Source organism: Microtetraspora fusca (genome assembly GCF_001570365.1).
Lineage (GTDB): Bacteria > Actinomycetota > Actinomycetes > Streptosporangiales > Streptosporangiaceae > Microtetraspora > Microtetraspora fusca.
Genome location: NZ_BBYK01000053.1, coordinates 1 through 18,817, shown reverse-complemented (window position 1 = coordinate 18,817; position 18,817 = coordinate 1). Strand labels below are relative to the sequence as shown.

General features: G+C 70.2%; 20 protein-coding genes and 1 pseudogene. 10 read left to right on the top strand and 11 right to left on the bottom strand.

What is annotated here, in order from left to right:
* Positions 1–24: 24 nt before the first annotated feature.
* On the top strand, positions 25–513 hold the full coding sequence (locus tag AWQ68_RS22620; protein ID WP_066943363.1) for an Lrp/AsnC family transcriptional regulator: 489 nt from the start codon (positions 25–27) through the stop codon (positions 511–513).
* A gap of 4 nt (positions 514–517) precedes the next feature.
* Here the strand turns inward: AWQ68_RS22620 and AWQ68_RS22615 are convergent, their stop codons facing one another.
* Both AWQ68_RS22615 and AWQ68_RS22610 read right to left on the bottom strand, forming a co-directional pair.
* Entirely contained in the window at positions 518–1,861 is a 1,344-nt protein-coding gene (locus AWQ68_RS22615; protein WP_066943361.1) for a flavin monoamine oxidase family protein, read from the bottom strand.
* Between the two features lie 327 nt (positions 1,862–2,188).
* Positions 2,189–2,485 (bottom strand): annotated as a pseudogene (locus AWQ68_RS22610) (transposase); the annotation flags it as partial.
* 78 nt (positions 2,486–2,563) lie between these two features.
* Here AWQ68_RS22610 and AWQ68_RS22605 point away from each other — a divergent pair.
* Together AWQ68_RS22605 and AWQ68_RS22600 are read left to right on the top strand one after the other, a co-directional pair.
* Complete coding sequence (locus AWQ68_RS22605; RefSeq protein WP_245656040.1) at positions 2,564–2,962, top strand: type II toxin-antitoxin system RelE/ParE family toxin; 399 nt, start codon at positions 2,564–2,566, stop codon at positions 2,960–2,962.
* A 23-nt stretch (positions 2,963–2,985) separates the two neighbouring features.
* Positions 2,986–3,270 (top strand): helix-turn-helix domain-containing protein, encoded by a 285-nt coding sequence (locus AWQ68_RS22600; protein ID WP_245656039.1) that lies wholly within the window; start codon positions 2,986–2,988, stop codon positions 3,268–3,270.
* An 11-nt stretch (positions 3,271–3,281) separates the two neighbouring features.
* Here AWQ68_RS22600 and AWQ68_RS22595 read toward each other — a convergent pair whose 3' ends face one another.
* Together AWQ68_RS22595 and AWQ68_RS22590 are read right to left on the bottom strand one after the other, a co-directional pair.
* Positions 3,282–3,932: a penicillin acylase family protein gene (locus AWQ68_RS22595; protein ID WP_174554133.1), complete on the bottom strand. Its 651-nt coding sequence runs from the start codon at positions 3,930–3,932 to the stop codon at positions 3,282–3,284.
* Positions 3,933–4,092: 160 nt separating this feature from the next.
* Complete coding sequence (locus tag AWQ68_RS22590; protein WP_066943357.1) at positions 4,093–4,383, bottom strand: DUF4180 domain-containing protein; 291 nt, start codon at positions 4,381–4,383, stop codon at positions 4,093–4,095.
* A gap of 153 nt (positions 4,384–4,536) precedes the next feature.
* Here AWQ68_RS22590 and AWQ68_RS22585 point away from each other — a divergent pair, with 153 nt between their 5' ends.
* From AWQ68_RS22585 to AWQ68_RS44305, 3 genes are all read left to right on the top strand, one after another.
* Positions 4,537–5,826, top strand: a complete 1,290-nt coding sequence (locus AWQ68_RS22585; protein ID WP_066943355.1) for a hypothetical protein — start codon at positions 4,537–4,539, stop codon at positions 5,824–5,826.
* A gap of 302 nt (positions 5,827–6,128) precedes the next feature.
* Entirely contained in the window at positions 6,129–6,278 is a 150-nt protein-coding gene (locus AWQ68_RS44310) for a hypothetical protein (protein ID WP_218006983.1), read from the top strand.
* Positions 6,265–6,540: a GNAT family N-acetyltransferase gene (locus AWQ68_RS44305; RefSeq protein ID WP_218006982.1), complete on the top strand. Its 276-nt coding sequence runs from the start codon at positions 6,265–6,267 to the stop codon at positions 6,538–6,540. The genes AWQ68_RS44310 and AWQ68_RS44305 overlap by 14 nt, the downstream gene beginning before the upstream one ends.
* A 267-nt stretch (positions 6,541–6,807) precedes the next feature.
* Here the strand turns inward: AWQ68_RS44305 and AWQ68_RS22575 are convergent, their stop codons facing one another.
* From AWQ68_RS22575 to AWQ68_RS22565, 3 genes are all read right to left on the bottom strand, one after another.
* On the bottom strand, positions 6,808–7,683 hold the full coding sequence (locus AWQ68_RS22575; protein ID WP_066943353.1) for an alpha/beta fold hydrolase: 876 nt from the start codon (positions 7,681–7,683) through the stop codon (positions 6,808–6,810).
* Positions 7,680–8,102 (bottom strand): helix-turn-helix domain-containing protein, encoded by a 423-nt coding sequence (locus AWQ68_RS22570; RefSeq protein WP_066943351.1) that lies wholly within the window; start codon positions 8,100–8,102, stop codon positions 7,680–7,682. The genes AWQ68_RS22575 and AWQ68_RS22570 overlap by 4 nt, the downstream gene beginning before the upstream one ends.
* A gap of 556 nt (positions 8,103–8,658) precedes the next feature.
* Positions 8,659–8,970: a hypothetical protein gene (locus AWQ68_RS22565; protein ID WP_218006981.1), complete on the bottom strand. Its 312-nt coding sequence runs from the start codon at positions 8,968–8,970 to the stop codon at positions 8,659–8,661.
* A gap of 8 nt (positions 8,971–8,978) precedes the next feature.
* Here AWQ68_RS22565 and AWQ68_RS22560 point away from each other — a divergent pair, with 8 nt between their 5' ends.
* Complete coding sequence (locus AWQ68_RS22560; protein ID WP_218006980.1) at positions 8,979–9,458, top strand: alpha/beta hydrolase fold domain-containing protein; 480 nt, start codon at positions 8,979–8,981, stop codon at positions 9,456–9,458.
* Between the two features lie 163 nt (positions 9,459–9,621).
* Positions 9,622–10,386 carry an NAD(P)-binding domain-containing protein gene (locus AWQ68_RS22555; protein WP_245656038.1) on the top strand — a complete coding sequence of 255 codons (765 nt, stop codon included), beginning with the start codon at positions 9,622–9,624 and terminating at the stop codon, positions 10,384–10,386.
* Positions 10,387–10,441: 55 nt separating this feature from the next.
* Here the strand turns inward: AWQ68_RS22555 and AWQ68_RS22550 are convergent, their stop codons facing one another.
* The gene (locus tag AWQ68_RS22550) at positions 10,442–11,890 is read right to left on the bottom strand and encodes an alpha/beta hydrolase (RefSeq protein ID WP_218006979.1); all 1,449 of its coding nucleotides are present in this window, start codon (positions 11,888–11,890) and stop codon (positions 10,442–10,444) included.
* Positions 11,891–12,285: 395 nt separating this feature from the next.
* Here AWQ68_RS22550 and AWQ68_RS22545 point away from each other — a divergent pair, with 395 nt between their 5' ends.
* On the top strand, positions 12,286–14,808 hold the full coding sequence (locus AWQ68_RS22545; RefSeq protein ID WP_157545593.1) for an N-acetylmuramoyl-L-alanine amidase: 2,523 nt from the start codon (positions 12,286–12,288) through the stop codon (positions 14,806–14,808).
* Between the two features lie 69 nt (positions 14,809–14,877).
* Here AWQ68_RS22545 and AWQ68_RS22540 read toward each other — a convergent pair whose 3' ends face one another.
* The 3 genes from AWQ68_RS22540 to AWQ68_RS22530 form a co-directional block, all read right to left on the bottom strand.
* On the bottom strand, positions 14,878–16,284 hold the full coding sequence (locus AWQ68_RS22540; RefSeq protein WP_066943619.1) for a S41 family peptidase: 1,407 nt from the start codon (positions 16,282–16,284) through the stop codon (positions 14,878–14,880).
* A gap of 106 nt (positions 16,285–16,390) precedes the next feature.
* Entirely contained in the window at positions 16,391–17,245 is an 855-nt protein-coding gene (locus AWQ68_RS22535) for an SgcJ/EcaC family oxidoreductase (RefSeq protein ID WP_066943345.1), read from the bottom strand.
* 87 nt (positions 17,246–17,332) lie between these two features.
* Positions 17,333–18,328, bottom strand: a complete 996-nt coding sequence (locus AWQ68_RS22530) for a sigma-70 family RNA polymerase sigma factor (RefSeq protein WP_066943343.1) — start codon at positions 18,326–18,328, stop codon at positions 17,333–17,335.
* Positions 18,329–18,424: 96 nt separating this feature from the next.
* Here AWQ68_RS22530 and AWQ68_RS42650 point away from each other — a divergent pair, with 96 nt between their 5' ends.
* On the top strand, positions 18,425–18,649 hold the full coding sequence (locus AWQ68_RS42650) for a hypothetical protein (RefSeq protein WP_218006978.1): 225 nt from the start codon (positions 18,425–18,427) through the stop codon (positions 18,647–18,649).
* Positions 18,650–18,817 lie beyond the last annotated feature (168 nt).

The following is an 18,817-nucleotide window of genomic DNA, read 5'->3' as shown; positions in this document are numbered from 1 at the left end:
GCTCATGGGTTCATACTGGTCAACATGAGTGCTGAGCCCGCGGGCACCCGCCATCACGAATACGTCCTCGACGAGATCGATCGGCAACTGCTGACCCTGTTGCAGAAGGACGGACGCCTTGCGTACTCAGAGCTCGGGAACGCGACCGGGCTGTCGGCCGGCGCTGTGAGAGCACGCGTGTTGAGGTTGCAGGAAGACGGCATCCTCCAGGTCGTCGGCGTGACCGACCCGCTCCGGCTCGGCTACCGGAACATGGCGATGCTTGCGATCAACGTCGATGGTGATATCGACGAGACAGCCGACGCGATCGGCAAGGTCGACGGTGTCATCTACGTCATCCTGGCGGCAGGGTCGGTGGATCTGCTCGTCGAAGTGATCGCCACCAGCTCGGACGAGCTCTACGAGATCATCAACCGCCGGCTCCGGACGGTCCCCGGAGTGCGGACCGTCGAGACGTTCATGTACTACCGCATTCACACCCACCGCTTCGCGTGGGGCGTCGTGCCCGACTGAGCACTCATTCCGGCGTTGCGCTCGGGGCAACGACGTCGAGCAGGCTCCCGAGGGCCACGGGCCTGCCGAGTACGCGCTCAGCTGCGCGGTGACCAGAAAGAAGCGCCCCGTGCACCGTTGCCGGATCGACGCTCCAGGTCGCTTCCCCCGCCAGGTGCAGGACTCCCCCGACCGGGGTCGCCATCGCATCATGATCCGCGTGTGAGGCGCCCGCCGCGATGTAGGAGTAGGAGCCGCGAGCGAACTCATCCGATCCCCAACGAGTGATCCAGTGGCCGACCGGTTCGGGGACCGCATCTCCGTAGATCCGCCGAAGAGACGCAAGGACTGAGGTGACGATCTCCTCGTCGCTCATCGTCTCGATCTGCCGGCCCCACCGGCCGCCGGCGAACGTCAACAGCATGGGCTTGCCGCTGACGGCGGACACGTCGTACCAAGAGTGCCAGGGAACGCTCGCCGCACCGAGCTGGCGAATCGCGTAGACACCGTCCGGCCAGAACCGCTCGCGGAACTGCAGGAAGACCTTGTTGAACACTCCCATCCCGATACGGTCAATGGAGGAGGACACGGGTTCGGGCAGCTCGGGCGAAAAGGTGATCGCTTCCGCCTTGAGCACACCCAGCGGCACTGTGACCACGGCGTTCGCCGCTTCGAACGACTCGGTTTCCGTCTCGACGTGCACCCCTGAGGTCGACCAGCTGATGGCCTTCACGGTACGCCCGAGGCGTATGTCCAGGCCCTCAGCAAGGGCACGCGGGAGCGCGTCGTACCCGCCCGGGAAGAGGACTTCGTCCCCATCGATGGTGTCCTCGTCGAGGCCGTGGGCGGCGACATCCTCGATGAATGCTCCGCACTGCTCCTCAATGCGATGCCGGTAGAACTCCTGGACACGCGCCTTCCGCTCCGGGTCCCATTCGAGTGCCGAGAGTGCGCGCTCAGTGGCCTGCGCGTAGTTCGCGCCAGGCTCCGATGCCGCAACAGCTGCCTGAAGCTGCCGGTCAGCCGCTTCAACATCGGCTACCCAGCGGCTCGCGGCCTGCTCGTCAAGCAAGCCGTACTGCTCGTCGTAGTTCGCGATCGGACGCCCGCCTGCTTGGAAGCTTCCGACGGTGGACTCGACCGTCCGCATGCCAACCCCGGCGACGAGCTCCGTCAGGGGATTTCCGACCAGGCCGTGGATCCAAGACGCGCCGCGATCCACCGAGAAGCCCGCAGTCCGGTCGGTCCACATCCGCCCGCCGATGCGATCACGCCCCTCGAGGACGACCACACGCCGACCTGCGCCGTGCAGCAGTCGTGCCGTGGCGATGCCTGCGATACCGGCACCTACGACGATGGTGTCGATCATGTTCTATTCCATTCGGGTCAAGGTTGACGAAATGGCGGGACGCTCTGCCCAGGGGTCTGGGCGGCATCGCCGGGTCGGGTGACGAACTGGTCAAGCACGCTTTCTTCTCGCGCCCGTGGGAAGTTCTGGTCCTGTCGGCTCCTGTTGGCTGCGAGCTCGGCTGCGTCCCCTTCAACGCCGAACAGGTCTCTCGCGATCGCGTTTGCTTCGGAAGCCGTGACGGCAGGACGCGGCAGCTCCCACGCTTGATTCATTTGCGAACCCCGTTCCATACTACCGATTCGTCATCATAAAGGGTCTGTCACGGCCGATTCATCACCAGCCCACGCCTATAGGCCGGCCTGCGCGGGCCGGCATCGTTCGGGCCGGCACCGGCTTGGTGGTGAACGCCACCTCCTCGCCGATGCCTGCCCGGACGCAACGCTCCCGGTCATCAGTCCAGAACTTCGGCGGATACAGCTCGGCGTCGATCAGCGTCCGGCCCAGCGGGGAGGCGTAGGCGAGGAACACGCCAAGCTGGGAGTTCTCGATCCGGCCCGCCGTGCCGGAGTAATGGCGCTGCACCCCGCCCGGCTTGTCGCCCTTCTTCAGGAAGCCGGTGTCATCCACGATCAGCACGCCATCGCGGCGAGAACGAGCATCACTCAACGCGACCGCTTGATTTCGCCATCCGGCCGCCGGTGTCGGGCTCGCGTCGTTAGTGTGGCCCGGTTCGCCGAAGAGAGGGCCTGGTACGTGCGCAGACTGTATTCGTTCGAACTTGAGCCCGAGGTCCGCGAGTGGCTGGAGAAGCTCAGCGACAGCGACTTCAAGCGAGTCGACGAGGTGGCGGGGCTGCTGGCCGAGAAGGGCACAGAATTGGGCGGCCCCTGGGCCGACCATTTGGAGGGATCCGTGTGGGAGCTACGGGTCCGCTTGCGCGATATTGCAGCCCGGGTTACGTACTGGTGTACTCCGGAGAGGACAATCGTGTTGCTCACTGTCTTTCACAAGACCAGACAGCATGATCAGAGGCAGATTGACCGGGCGGTACGGGCGCAGAAGGTCTGCGAGCGTGATCACCGGAGCCCGGTGGCCGTGACGTTCGAAAGGCACGTGTGATGGCTGGCTACCACACCCGCTGGATGCGTTCGGAATTCGAGGCCGAGGACCCGGAGCGGATCGCCATTCGTGAGGCGCTGGCCTTCGGAAAGGCTCTGTACGACCGGCGGATGGCGTTGGGGCTGAGCGTGGCCGCGTTGGCCGAGCGGGCGGGGATGACCGAGGATGAGATCGAGTGCATCGAGGAAGGCGGAACCACGCCGACGATTCCACTGCTCCGTCACCTCGCCGCGGCCCTCGACGCCGACGTGCGTCTCACCGCTGGGCACGATCTCGGCTCGATGTGGTTCGAAGCCCACGCGGCATGAGCTGTTGAGATCTAGAAGTGTCGCGGAACGGCGCCAGAGGCGGCAGGAGCGACTCTTTGTGGACCGTCCATCTCTCGATGGCGGACCGGGGCCGAGTCTCCGACCGTGCACAAGCCGCGGTCGCCCCCCCGGGCGCTGCCGCGGTCGATCTCGATGATCCGGTCCAGGACGAACGCGATGCCCGCGGAGTGCACCTCGACCTGGGACTCCTCCGGCATATCCGGCGATATGGTCCGCGTCCTCACACGGGCGATCAGTCCCCTGGGGAACCCATGAAGCGAACGGCTCGCCCGGTCGCCGTCGGCGTCCAGCATGGTGACCTCGCAGCGGTCGGCCGCGTTAAGGACATCGTGGATGTCGGTGTGCAGCGCCTGGCCGCGGGAGTCGGCGGCCGCCGCCGGAGCGCGATCGCGTTGCTCCAGGCCGAAGTATCGGGACCGCTCGCCGCGGGCGGTGACGTACGCCCCGGCCATCGCGCAGGCGTTGTCCCGCGCCTGCGCGTAGCCCTGGCCGAACGCGACCCCTCGACGGTGTCGGCGGTGATGTGCGGAATGCCGTAGGCGGTGTAGCGGACGGTGGCCGCCGGTCCCCCCGCTGTGCTCCCCGTCATGTCGGCGTGCGCCGCGACGGGCGTGAGCGTGAGCGCGGCCAGCAGGCCGCACCCGAGCGTGATGGTGCGTGATCTCATGCCGGAAATCATGTTTTCCGGCAGGTCGCCGTCCATCGTCCGCTGGATCCGTGAGGGAGTCAGCCCGGGACGCGACGGCCGAGACCCGAATGGCATACCTCGGTATCACCCGCCGCGAACCGAAGACGCGCGCGTCACGCCCCGGTGAGACGCAGGCGCAGCGCCTGGGCGTCGGGGACGAACCAGACGTGCGTGCCGCGGTTGCTCTCGCGGACGGTACTGGCCTCGGTGTACGGGGAGACGTCGCCGACGACGGCCACACCGAGGCGGTAGTTGACGAACTTCTGGAGGAAGTCGCCGGCGACGCGGGTGCGCAGCCGGAAGAAGTCGTCCTGCAGCCGCTCGACCGGCACCGCCACCCAGGTCGCGCCCAGGTACATGGCCTCGCCGATGGCGTCGACCGCGTCGCGCTCGTCGCGCAGCATACCCCGTCCGCAGCACGAAGATCCTCAGATCAGGAGCCTATCGGGCCATATCCGCCCGATTTTCGGCGAGTTCTACGGCGACCCCTCTCACTCTGACAGACTGTCTTGGTGCTCACGCCCGCTGACCTCCATTCCGGGCTTCGGCCCGTCCCAGTGGCCCGGGATGCTCTCCACTACCGCCGCTCGGCGACCGAGGCACTACACGAGCTGGCCGAGGCCCGTACGGTGACGGAGCTGCTGGAGCTGTCGCACGCGATGTGGTGCGGCCCGGCGTGCGCAAGCACCAGCGGGTGCGGCTACCTGCACTACCCCAGACGCGCACCCAGGCCGGGAATTCCCCGGTCGAGGCGGTCCCCGTACAACAAGGACACCGCCGACCTGTTCTTCCTGATGGGTGGCGAGGGCTATGCGGCCGGTACGGCGAAGACCCACGAGAGGGACCTGTGGCCCGTCCTGCGGGAGGCCGCCGCCCAGGCGGACGCTGGCGAAGGCGCCCGTATCGACTACACGGACTGGGGGCGCAAGAACGACACGACGGCCGCCGACATCGCGATGTACACCTGCCGGGATACCCTCCAGTGGGCGGCCAACTGGTGTGGCGAGCGGTATGCGGATCAGCCGGCATTCCTTCACTATGTCGGAGTGTCAACGGTCTGCGACGACCTGTGCGTCCCGCCGCTGGACCTGGTCCAGGGCCGGTTCAGGATGTACGGCCGCACGGTCGGCGACATCATCTCCGCGCTGGACGACCAGGGGTGGGGGCACGATGCCGTGCACGTTCTGCTCGCACTCGTCCGCCAGTACCTGTTCCAGTACGCAGAGAAGCTCGACTTCATGTCCGGCCGTGAGCGCTCCAGCATGCACTCGCGCCTCAACGACTCGGCCGGAGTCTGGGACGCGGTCATCTACCACACGTACTCTGGCAACCCCTACGGCTGCTTGCTCGGGGTCGCCCGCCTATGGGACGCCGGTCCCTGCTCGAATACCTGGCTCATGGACGCGGCCATCTGCGATGGGATCTCCATGGACCTGTGCAAGTCCGCCATGGGCATCTACCAGCTGGACCTCTACCAGCCCACTGCCGACGAGCACCGCGCACAACAGCGGCAGACGGCCTACCAGTCGGTCTATCTCGACCTCATCGATGACCTCGTGGCCAGCGGCGCCCCCGATGCCCTGGTGCACTACGCGCACGCGGGCTTCCTGTTCGTGCAGACCCAGGAGCGTTACCACGAGCGTCGGATCGGCCACCGCATCCCCCTGCGGCCGGCCCTCACCGCGCACCTGAGCAACATCTTCGGCGACGAGCCCGTGGACCCTTTCGTCGAACAGCGCTTCCAAGCGCAGCGAATCTCCCGCACCCCACCCGTGGCCACTGCATTTCCGACCGGCCCGACCGGGCTGGGCACCTCCGCAGCCCGGCTCACCGCTCCACGTGACTGATCCGCCGCACCCGCGCCCGCGAAACTCGGCCCGGCCCTGGCCGAGCTAAGCCCCGTCGGCGGCGTGGTTGCCTCCGCCTCCATGATCAATCTCACCGATAACCACGGTTCCATTGACCCCCGAGGCCGCGTACCGGCTGCGACCGACCCGGATACAACATCCGCCGGGGAGGCTTTTTTCATGCTCTGGGGCCGCTTACCCGGGGACCTGCGCTGACCATGCGGGCGCCCTCCCGAGACCTGGTATTGCCGATCCGGGCATGCGGCGCTCGCTGGTTGACCACCTCTGCAAAGGAGTCTCTCGTGCCGGACGTATCCATTCGCCTCGCAGGCATTGCCGACCGTCCCATAGTGGAGCGGCAGTGGCTGATGTTCCGCCATGACATGTCGGAGTTCCATGCTCTGCTGCCCAACGCTGACGGAACCTTCTCGGCTCCACATGGCCTTCTCTGAGCCCGACTGGGCGCCATATCTCCTGACGAGCGGTGACAGCCCTGCTGGTTTCGTGTTCGTCCGCAGTCTGGCCGACCCGACGCGCGTGCTGAACAGCTTTTTTGTGGTGCGCGGCGCACGGCGGACGGGGATCGGGCTGCACGCTGTTCAGGAGATCGTGTCCAGGCACCCGGGTTCGTGGGAAGTCGCGTTTCAGGACGCCAACATGGCCGCGGTGCACTTCTGGCGTCGCCACGGAGATCGCCGGCGACGCATGGACTGAGGAACGCAGACAGGTACCAGGTCGGCCGGACTTGCCTCCTGACGTCTGGATCTCGTTCAGCACCTCCGCGGAGACTTACGACTGAGCATTGAAACGGGGAAGCCACCGAACACACTCGGCGGCACCGCCCAAGCCGGCCTGGGCAAGGTGATGGGCCACCGAGCTGCTCTCGCTACATACGGTCAGCGCCGCCCTCGCTTCACCCGAGAACCGACGACAGTTGAATACGCGAGCCCACCAGTACCGAGGGCCAAGTCCCGCAGGGTGTCAGCCACTGGACGCCGCTGCTTCCCGCTCGAGCAGGAACTCCAGGATCGGTCGCGTCTGCTCCATGATCAGGTGGCCGACCTCGGGAAAGGAGGAGATTCTCGCGTGCGGCGCGGCCTGCTGGAGATGGCGGCGGGTGCCGTGGGAGTCGATCAGCGCGTCCCGGCCGCCGAGAACGACCAGCATCGGCATCGTCAGGCCGCGCAGGGCGTCGTCGCCGAAGATCGGCAGCTTCTCCATCCGCGGCCGGAAGTTCCGGTGGACGAGCATCACGTACTCACCGCGCTCCCGATCCTCCCGCGTCGCCCCGGTTGACGCGGACCCCAGAGCCCGGTTCATCGTCAGTCGCGTGCCCCACCGGCCGAACGGCAGCAGCAGCACCGACGCCAGCAGGAGGCCGTACTTCTGTCGGCCGATCCCGCCCGGGCACTGCAGCGCCAGCCGCTCGACCCGCTCCGGACGGCGGATGGCATAGTCGAGGGCCAGCCAGCCGCCGAGGGAGGTCCCGGCGAACGCCGCACGCCGGACGCCCAGCGCGTCCAGCACCTCGTCCAGCCACAGCGCGTGGGCGTCGGATTCCAGGGGCGGGCGCGAGGGCGCGCTCAGCCCCGGCTCACCGATCATGTCGACGGCGAGGACGCGGAAGTGCTCCGCCCAGGCCGGCACGTCGGCCATCCACATCGCTGTGTTCGCGCCGGAGCCGTGCAGCAGGACGAGCGGCGGCGCGTCCTCGGGGCCGCTCGCCATGACGAACGTCTCCCCGTGGCGGGTCGGCACGCGCAGCCGGTCGGCGGGCACCGGCCATCGGTCCAGGTAAGCGAGGTAGCGCTCCCGCAGGATGCGCTCTCCCTCGGCGGATTTGTAGATGTCACTCATGTCGATGGTCCGATCAAGGCTTTGATGACTTTGAGCAGCTCCGCGGTATCCTCCAGGTCGCCGAGGATGACGACCTTGAGCGCGGCCCGCTGTTCGTCGTAGACGGTCTGGACGTGCAGGCGAGCGTCCGCGCGCGGGATGTTGACGCCCGCGATGAGGGTGTTGGCCAGGCGGGACGCGGCGTCGCGGTCGATCCCGTCGATCTGCACGATGCCGGACATCTCGGCCCTCGGCGCTGCCGGGGACGGGGCGGGTGCCGAGCCGCCGGTGAACGCCTCCAGATCCTCACGCGTGATCCGGTACTGCTTGCCGATGCGGGTCGCCTTCAACCGACCGTCCCGCACGTAGCCGCGCACGGTCCTCACGTGGAGATCCAGCAGCTCCGCCACCTGGTCGATCGAGTAGTACTGCTGCGCCACCGCATCCCCCTCCGAGGCCCGCTCTAAGACGATTTATACCCTATCACTCCCTAAACTACCTAAGCGTGCGGCTATTAGATAAAGATAGGGAAGTATGCGGACAGACAATCCTGTCGGCGTGGCGACTCGATGCGAGTCAACGGGCGGGCGCGGCGCGCAGGTACGTCCCGGTGTCGGGACGGAATGCGCGCGGCGTCGCAGGCGTCCGGGTGCATGAGCAGGGCGTGGACGCCGAGACCGGTCTTGCGATGGGGCGACGGTGACGACGTTCATCCGGTCGGTCCAGTTCTGAGCGGCTCGGCGTAGGTCCTGCCGGCCCGCGAGGTCGAGCACGATTCCGCCCGCGTGCGGGGTGCAGCGGGCGGCGCTGGAGGCCCGCCGCTCGGTATCGGATGCACGCAAGCGGCGACTACACAGTGGCGGCCGATCGCAGCGCGGATCGTGATCTATTTCGTCGTCGCGGGCGCCTCGGGGATGCCCCTGTGGCTGCCGATGATCCGGGTGGTCACCACCGGCAAGCGCCGGGCCCGCATCGTCAGCCGGCCGAGAGGGCGGGTCAGCGGATTCCGGCCTCGATGTGGGCGAGCTGGACGGCGAGGATCTCTTCGAATGCGGCGTGGCGGTCCGCCCCGAGAGGGCGGACGTCGCGGGCGAAGTGGGCCAGGGCGGGGAAGCGTTCGGGGTCGGCGCCCAGTACCGCGACACGGAACAGCTCCATGCCCTGTTCGTACTCTTCGGGGGTGATGATGCTGACCCCGGCCTCGGAGGCGATCAACGCGGCGATGAGGATCACGATCCGGTGGTAGCGCGCCGGGATCTCCTCGTCGGGCAGACCCGACGCTCGCAGGGCCTGCAGCAGCTCTTCCATGCGGCGCGTTGATCAGCGCGCTGACGGCGATCCGGGCCAAGAAGGCCGGCCTGGACCTGCGGGCGCAGGTGCTGGTCAACCCCGCCGTCGATGTGACCGAGTCGATGTTCGACTACCCCTCGATCACCCAGCACGCCACCACCCCGACCGCCTCCGTGCCACAGCTGCAGCTGTTCCACCGGTTGGCCGTTCCCCCCGGAACCGATCCTCGCGTGCTGTCGCCGCTGTATGCCGATGACCTGAGCGGACTCGCCTCCGCGCTGGTGGTGGTGCCGACCCACGACCCGGTGGCCGATCACGGCCGCCGCTACGCCGAAGCACTCAAGGCAGCCGGAACGCCCGCGCGGCTCACCGAATACCCCGAAGCGCCGCACGCGTTCCTCACCCTGCCCGGCGTGGCGCCGCAGGCCGAGGCCGCGCGGACGGAGATCCTCGACTTCCTCCGCGCCTCCCTCACCACCTGCGCCGAAGGCGCAGTACTCCGCTGACCAAGACGCCTCTCGAGCGACGGGCCGCCGCAGCGATGTAGTTGGGCTCACCGTCATCGCGACGGTCGCCCGCCCGCGGCATGGACTCCACTGACACAGACTCACCACCGCAGACCCGGCCCAACATGGGTCACGACCACCGCGCACCATGGAGGAAGACACTGTGAAACGCATCGGCATCATCGGAGTGGGCGAGATCGGCCGGGCCATCGTGATGGGCCTGTGTCACGGGGGCGGCGCGTCGCCAGAGGTCTTCCTCTCCCCCCGGGGAGCCCGCACGGCCGCCGAGCTGGCCGAGCGCTACGAGGGCGTACAGGTATGCGCCGGCAACCAGGAGGTGGTGGACCGCTCCGAGATGGTGATCATCGCCGTACGCCGCCAAGACCGGCACGAAGCACTCGCCCGCCTGAGGGTGGACGACGACAAGATCGTGGTCAACGTGATGGCGGGCGTCGGCAACGACGACCTGCGACGGACACTGGCCACCGACGCCCCGCTGGTACGGGCCATCCCCCTGCCCGCCATACGCGAACGCCGCTCCGTCACGGTGGTGTACCCGTCGCACCCGGAGGTGAACTCGCTCTTCGAGCAGATGGGTGGAGCGCTCCCCGTCGCGGACGAGGCCGCCTTCAACGTCTTCTCCGCGCTGACGGGGACGCTGACCACCCACTACACGTATCTGGCCACGCTCACCTCGTGGGCCGCCGCCCAGGGCATCGCCTCCGACGACGCCGACCGCTACGTCCGAGACCTCTTCCAGGGCGTCGGTCGCGCCCTGAGCGACGAGACCCGCTCCCTGCACCAACTCGCGGCCGACCATGAGACCCCGAACGGAAGCAACGAACGCATCCGCACCACATGGTTCACCCCGGCCAACTCCGAAGCCCTCAACAAGGCCCTCGACGACCTCCTCGCCGATCTCAAGTAGCCCCGGACGAAGAGCTCGCACCCGAATGACCACTCCGGTGGGCCCTGGATGAGGTTCAGGTGCCGGCCGCCGCGGCATGGTCGAGGAACGCGACGAGGCGGGCGTCGATGACGTCGAGCCCTTCGCGGCCGTCGATGGGGCCGAGGGCGAGCAGGCCCCGGAGGGGCGCGGCCAGGAAGTAGACGGGGTAGTCGCTGAAGTTGAAGTGACCGGCGCCGTCGATCTGGGCGGACGAGGCGGACCCGGTGCCGGCCGACAGCAGGGTGCGGGCGGTGGCGCGATCTGCCTGCCCGCCGGGGGTGGCGGGGCGACACGTGCCGGTGACGCAGGAGTTCTGGCTGCCGAGGATCATCAACGGTGCGGCGAGGCCGGTACGGACGACGGGTCCGAACTGAGTGCCGTCCAGGTCGGCCGCGCCGATGCAGTGCCGGTCGGTACGGCAGGCCTCCAGCGAGGCCGCGCCGCCGAACGAGTGACCCAGATACGCGGTGTGTGCCGCGTCCACGTGTCCGGCGAACCGTCCGCTCCGGCCAAGCTCGGTGACCTGGGCGGCGGCGAAGCGGGCGTCGGCGGCCCATACGCCGACCAGGCGGTCGCCGACCTCGGCGGCACGACCGGTGTGCAGGTCGGCGGCCTCGAGTTCCGGCGGGTTGCCCGCGGTGGTGGCGGGTACCGCGCGGCCGTCGAGGACGGTCAGGTTGGCACTGTAGGTGGGGGTGACCCCGGCGACCAGGTAGCCGTGGCTGGCCAAATTCTCCGCCAGCGTGCTGTACTGCGGCGCGGCCAGGCCCAGACCGGGCTCGAGGACCACCACCGGGAACCGGCCCTCGGCCACCGGCACGTCCTGCAGGGCGTGGGTGCGGAGGGCGGCGAAGTCGCTCTCTCCCAATCCGAGCACACCGGGAAAGTGGAGCCCGCCCCAGGCGCCAGGGGCGTAGGGTGCGGGCCGTCCTTTCGCGCCGGGGGCGGCCGGGTACCACAGCCACACCGACAGTCGCCGCGCGCCGCCGGGGCGTGGGGCCAGGGGGTCGACGCGGGCGTTGTCGGTCCAGTCGAACGTCGCCCGGCCGATGCGATGGGGGCCGGTGGGGGTGGGCAGGGTGACCGGTTCGCCATGCCGTGCGGCCACCAGTGCGACGTACGCGCCGCTGAACACCACGAGGCTGAACGCGGCCACCGTGATGGTGTTCACGGCCCGCCGTGCCCATGAGCGCCATCGCCGTGGACGCGTCGCCCCTCCTCGGCCGGCGGACCGGGTGAGGAGCAGGCACACGCCGAAGGCCAGTACGGCGGTGGCGACGGCCCCGGTAACGGTGAGCGTGGCGAGTTGGGTGGTCGTGTCGGGTTGGCCACCGGATCCCAGCCAGGCCCAGATTCCGTCACGAAACACCACCGACGCGGGCATCGCCGCCGCCCCGGCCACGGCGGCGATGCGCAGCGCCGTCGCCGTGGCCGGCAGTGCGCGATGTTCCTGGGGGAGCGTCCGCGCATCGGGTTCGGTCACTGATCATTCATCCCTTCGCGGGTGGTTCCGTGGTGCCCCTGCGCGTGAGCGACCACGAGCAGGCGCGGCCCGCCGTAGAGGCTGTGTCGATCACGTGGGCCGGACGCCGGGCACGCGTCAGGAATAGTACATGCCGCGTACTACGCGATGTGTACTATGGCGACGGCCTTCCTGTGTCGAGGGTGTGCCCCTGGGCCGCGGCTCCCAGCGGGCGTAGCGGCGGCTTCGGAAGCTCCACCCCGCCGAGACGGTGATTTTCATCCGACCGGCAATGCCTGGCGAAAAATTACAATCTTGCCGAGATTTGCGGACAGCCCTGGCGTTAGGGGCGATCACAGCGGTGTGATTACCCCGGCCTGAACCCCCACAGGCAGTACGAGAAGGGGTCGCATCACGTGAGATCTTCACTCCGGAGTGTCGCGATCATGGGCATGGCGGCGGCGACGGTGTCGCTGTCCGTCGCGCCCGCCGCGCTGGGCGCCACATCAGCGCGGGCGCCCGAGGCGCCGGTGTCCTGCGCGGAGACGCTGTCCGCGCCCAGCAGAGAGGAAGCGTTTTCCGAGGCGGCCCGCGCCGCGGACGTGCCGGAGTCCCTGCTGAAGGCGGTGGCGTACATGCTGTCGCGCTGGGACCACCACCAGGGCGGGCCCAGCAGTGACGGCGGCTACGGCGTGTTCGACCTGAACACCCGGACGCCCGAGGCATGGGACGGCGCGGGCAAGGGCCGCGCGACCGAGGCGAAGAGCCAGGTCGCGGCGGCGGCCGAGCTGACCGGCCTGACGGCCGCCGCCCTGACCGGCGAGCCGAACGCCAACATCTGCGGTGGCGCGGCGTTGCTGGCGTCCTACCGCGCGTCCGCCGCCTCCGGCCACGCGTCCACCCAGCGGGCGGGCGACGACCTCGCCTCCTGGCAGGACGCGGTGGCGCGCTTCGGCGCCCGGAGCGACTTCGCCCGGCAGGTCTACCAGACCCTCCAGAAGGGCGAGAGCCGCGTCACCGACGACGGCCAGAAGGTGACGCTCGCCGCCGACCCCTCGGTCGCGCTCCCCCGCGCGCAGGCGGCCGCCGCCCCCGCGGTGGACTGCCCGGCCGGACTCGACTGCGAGTGGCTGGAGGCGCCGTACGCCAAGGGCTCCCCGACGGCGCCGAACGGCACGACCGACTACGGCAACCACGACCTCGCCGACCGGACCGGGCCGGGAGGACCGAAGCTCAAGTACATCGTCATCCACGACACCGAGGGGTACTTCGGTCCCTCGGTGCGGCTCGCCCAGGACCCCACGTACCTGGCGTGGAACTACACGATCCGGTCCTCCGACGGCCACATCGCCCAGCACCTCGACGCCAAGGACGTCGGCTGGCACGCCGGCAACTGGTACGTGAACATGCACGCGATCGGCATCGAGCACGAGGGCTTCGCCGGGATGGCGGGCTGGTTCACCGAGGCGATGTACCAGACCTCCGCAGCGCTGGTGAAGCACCTCTCCGGAAAGTACGGCATCCCGCTGGACCGGGCGCACATCATCGGCCACGACCAGGTGCCGGGCACCGTGTTCGGCAACACCAAGAGCGTCCACTGGGACCCGGGGCCGTACTGGGACTGGGACCACTACTTCGAGCTGCTCGGCGCCCCGATCGGCGGCACCCGGAAGGCCACCGCGGACGTCGCGCCGGGAGACGTCGTGGAGGTGCGGACCGGCTACCGCGACAACCCGCAAACCGTGACCGGCTGCGCGACCGCGTCGCCGCCCTCGCCGGACTGCGTCCCCGGCGCGGGCACGAACTTCGTCCCGCTCCGCCAGTCGCCGTCCGACAGCGCGCCGCTCGCCAAGGACCCGGGGTGGAAGCCGGACGGCGCCAACGGCACGACCCACGCGAGCGACATCAGCGCGCGCGTCGTCTCCGGCCACAAGCTCGTCGTCGCCGAGGTGCGCGGCGACTGGCTGGGCGTGTGGTGGGCGGGCTCGCTCGCCTGGCTGCGCAACCCGGCCGACAAGCCCGTGGTCGTCCGTACGCTCGCCAAGACGGTCACTGTTAAGCCGGCCGCGACCCAGCCCGCCTCGATCTACGGCCGGGCCTATCCCGAGACCGCCGCGTACGCCGGCACCGGCATCCCCGTCCAGGCGCTCTCGGCGCTGGAGTACAAGATCCCGGTCGGGCAGACGTACGCCGTCAGCGACGACGACGTGGTCACGGACTACTACCGGGCGACGACGTTCGACGGGTCGGCCCCCGGCGACCGCACCGACCTCAAGGGCCAGGACAGGTACTACCAGCTCTGGTACGCCCACCGGCAGGTGTTCGTCCGGGCGGCCGAGGTGGACCTGAACGACGCGCACGGGTCGGCGGTGACCAACACCGCGCCTCCCGCCGTCGGCGGCGTCGCCAAGGTGGGGGCCGAGCTGACCGCGTCCGCCGGCTCGTGGTCGCGCCAGGTGGCGGGCTTCACCTACCAGTGGTACGTGGACGGCGTCGCGGTCCCCGGTGCGACCGGTGACACGTATCGGCCGGTTGTCGCCGACCTCGGCAAGGCGGTGACGGTCGAGGTGACCGTGGACGACCCGTACTTCGCCGCCGCGTCGGCGCGGTCGGCGGCCACGGCTCCTGTCGCGCCCGGCGCCTTCGAGTCCGTCGAGGCCCCGACCGTGACCGGCGTCGCGAAGATCGGATGGTCGCTCAAGGCGTCGCCCGGCACCTGGAGCCCGAAGGCGGAGCAGGTGGCCTACCAGTGGCTCCGCGACGGCGCCCCGATCGCCGGGGCCACCGCCCGGACCTACCACGTCACAGGACACGACCGCGGCGCGCACATCTCCGTGCGCGTGACGGCGTCGGCGAAGGGCTACGAGGACGGCGAGGCGACCTCGCAGCCCACCTCGCCGGTCACCGCCGCGCCCCCGTCGGACGGCCAGGCCGGCTGACGACACCTGGTCCAGAGGGGCCCGTCCGGTCACGCCGGGCGGGCCCCTCCGCTTTCCGGTGGTCCCCCGTCACGGCGAGACGGTCACCGGGCCCGTCCCCGACAGCCAGGCGCGGGCCGCGTCCATCGCCGAGTCGCGGCCGCCGTTCAGCTCGGCGTCGGTGAAGACCGGCGTACGGGTGTGCGGCGGGATGCCGGTCCCCTCGAAGGTCCGCCCGGAACGGGTGCGGTAGTCCTCGTTCGACAGGCCGAACCGCCAGCCGTTGGGCAGGGTGCGGCCCAGGATGTCGGAGAAGGCGCCCTGGGTCGCGCCGCCGAACCTGCGTGGCTCCGGCGTGCGTCCCATGAGCGCCATGGTGAAGGTCTCACCGGCGCTGACCGTCATGTCGCCGGTCAGCACCGCGACAGGCCCCTCGTAGACGGGACCGCGGCCCGGCTGGACGGTGACCGTCTGCCACGGGGTGCGGCCGGCCGGGTCCCGGGGGTCGTTGCGGGCCCGTTTGGTGTACGCGACATAGGGCGCGCGGGTCAGCCGGGAGGCGATTCGCAGCCCGAGGTCGTCGTACCCACCGGTGTTGTAGCGCACGTCGATGACGAGCCCGCGCAGGTCGCGTACCCGCGACGAGGTGAAGACCGCGTCGAGCGCCCGGTCCAGTTCGGCGCGCTCCTCGTCGAGGGTGGCGTCGGCGCCCGCGTAGTCGCCGAACCCGGTCACCCGCAGATAGCCCAGGCCGCCGGGCAGGTCGGCGTAGGCGAGCTCCCCGGCTCCCCAGGTGCGGGCCGGGACGCGCAGGTACGCGGCGAGGGCGCGGTCGATCCTCGGTTTGAGGTCGCCGCCCAGCGGCAGTCGCGTGCCGGGCCGCCTGCCGATGAAGCGGTGCCGTTCGTCCCGCTGGATGCCGGTGTGCGCGTCCCCGAGCGGCCCGATCATCTGGGTGAGGATCCGGAACAGGCGCTCGTCGTCGGTCCGGGAGTTCACCTTGGGCCGGTAGCGCTCCCGCGTGGCCCGCCAGTCGACTCCCTTGGCCGCGAAGTCCAGGTAGTTCTCCTCGTAGGTCTGCCAGAAGACGTCGAACGAGGTCACCGGGTCCTTCGGCATGGGACGCGAACACCGCGCGGGCAGCGTGGACAGCCGCCGCAGCCCCTTGTCCGCCACGTCGCCCATGTAGTCGACCCGCGCCCGATCGCGGCCTTCGGGCCGCACGCTGATCATCACCGTGCTCCCGACGCCGTACGTCACCGCGCCGTCGCGGCCCCGGCCGATCCGGGTGAAGGGCTCACCGGACGGCAGGCAGCTGATCTCCGTGATCTCGTACATCCGCAGGCGCGTGCCCTCGATCGACAGGACGGTGCCGTACCCGTCGGTCCGCCACACGCCGTTCAGACTCGGCGGCGACACCGCGTGGGCGGGCGCCGCGAAGGTCGCGGCGGCCAGCAGCGCCACCGCCACCGGCAGCGCCGTTCTCGTGATCTTCATGGTCACGACGCTATTGGCGGGGCCGCGGGCCGCACGTCGTCCCGCGGAGGGATCCGGTGCCTCACCGTTCGGCGTACGCCCGCGGAACGGAAGTCGTAGACGGGGGTCAGAGCCGCAGGTCGGTCCGTGCCTCGCCGGTCGCCGGGTCGTAGGGGAAGGAGAGGTGCTGGTGGATCATCAGCCAGGTGCCGTCCCTCCGCGCGAACACCCGCGTCCCGCGCGACCAGCTCTCGGCGATCCGGCCGCCGGGCTCCGCGCCCCGGACCCGGTTGAGCCCCCACGCGACCGCGAGGTCGTCCCGGACCACGATCTCCAGATCGGGGACGTCCCAGCTCACCGCGGCGTCGCCGGCCGCGTCGAGGCCCTGCCGGCAGACCTCCCGCACGGCCTCCACACCGAGGTGCCGCAGCGGCGCGTCGTGCTCGTACGAAACGACGTCCTGAGCGATGGCGGCCGTCAAGCCGTCGAGGTCCCGCGCCGCGGTGCCGGCGAACCACCGCTCGTGGAGCAGTCGCACCTCCCGCTCGGCGGCCGCGTCGTCCCGCGCTTCGGAGGCGTCGCCGGTCGCGGTGAGCGGGAACGAGTGGTGCTCGTGGGCGACGACCCACCGGCCGCCCTCCTTGCGCAGGCCGAGCGTCACGCGCAGCCGGTTCTCCGGGGCGTCGGCGAGCTCCTTCGCGGTGCCGCACCGCAGCAGAGCGTACGCGTACGCGACGTCGTCACCCGCCGTCACCTCCAGCGACTCGATCGCGAACGACGCGCCCTCGGCCTGCCATCGGAAGAACGGCGGCCACGTCTCGCGGTAGGCGTCGAGGCCGCGCACGCCCTCGTGCGGCGGCGGCACGTCGAACATCACGATGTCCTCGGCGTGGTCGGCGAGCACGCCGTTCATGTCGCCGTCGTGGACCGCCTCGGCCCAGCGCTCGATCAGGGCGCGGATCGCCCGCTCGTCCGTCCGCATCTGTCGGTGTCCTTCCTGGATCGATGTGTCGTGTCAGGAGGACAACCTGCGTGGCTCCGCGAAATCATCGGATCGCGGCGAATCTCTTCAAACTCGCAGTTCCGGGGGCAGGCCGAACGCCGCGAAGTCCGTGTCCAGGAACGAGACAACCTCGGCGACGAGCGTGCCGCGCAAGGCGAGCAGGTCGAGGCCCGCCGCGACGTACGCGCCCCTGCCGTCATCCCACATGTACGTGCCGAACGCGAGCTGCCCGTTCGCCGGCGCGGGCACGAAGCGCCAGCGCTGTCGCAGCGCCCCCTCGGTGAGGAAGTCGCGGATGCCGTCGCGGCCCATGAACCAGGCCGTCAGCGGCGGCATCGCGTACCTCGCGTCCTCCGTCAGCATCGCGACGATGGCGTCCACATCCCTGGCCTCCCAGGCGGCCGTGTACCGCCGGGCCAGCTCGCGCAGGTCCTTGTCGCCGAGCGCGTCCAGCGTCCGGCGCTGGGAGACCGGCGGGGCCAGGCGGACGACCGACGCCCTGGCCCGCTGGAGCGCGCTGTTGGCCGCCGCGACGCTGGTCTCCAGCAGGCCGGCGGTCTCGGCGGCGCTGTAGCCGAGGACGTCGCGCAGGAGCAGTGCGGCCCGCTGGTGCGGCGAGAGGTGCTGGAGCGCGGCGACGAAGGCGAGCTCCACGCTCTCCCTGGCCACCGCGCGGGCCTCCGGTCCCAGCTCCTCCGTCCAGCCCATCAGCCGGTCCGGGTACGGTTCGAGCCAGGTCGCCTCCGCGCTCGGCGCGCCATCCCGGCCCAGGTCGGGGGGCAGCTCCCGCCTCCCCCGTCGCTCGGCGAGCGTCAGCGACCGATTTGTGGCGATCTTGTAGAGCCAGGGGCGTATCGTCCCCCGGTCCTCGAAGCGCGCCACGCCGCGCCAGGCCCGGTCCAGGGTCTCCTGCACGGCGTCCTCCGCGTCGTGGAGGGAGCCCAGCATCCGGTAGCAGTGCGCGCGCAGCTCGTCCCGGTACGGCCCGACCAGGCGGCCGAACGCCTCGGCGTCGCCGGCGCGCGCCGCGGCCAGCAACTCCGCCGCCATGGAGTCGCCCATCCCGCGTCCCACCGTCGCATCACCGTCCACCGTGCCGGTCCCGATCCGCTGCGGCCAGGCTACGCCGTACCCGGCCGGACGGCGGTGGCCGACGGCGTGGACCCGGGATCGCCGGAGGGCGGCGTGGTCCTGGACCGGATCGTCGGTCCCGCACTGCCCGCCGCGGAGCGCGCCCGGCTGGCCGACGACGTGGAGACGTTCACCGACCGCCGGGTGGAGCGGTACTGGCAGCTCATCGGCGTACTGAACGGCAGGCCGCCCTTCCCGCCGAGCGTCCCCGCCTTCGAGTGGTTCGCCGCCGCGCTGCGCGCGCGGGGCTGACATCCGCCCGGGGGCCGGCGGCGGACGGACGCGGCCGGCCCCTGGAGTCCCGGTCAGGCCGAGCGGGCGGCCGGGGCTCCTCCCCCGGTTCCGGAGCGGGATCGCCCGAGCGGGCCGGACCGGCCCGCGGGTGAGAAGCTCCTGGTCCGCGTTGGGTCAGCCCGGTTA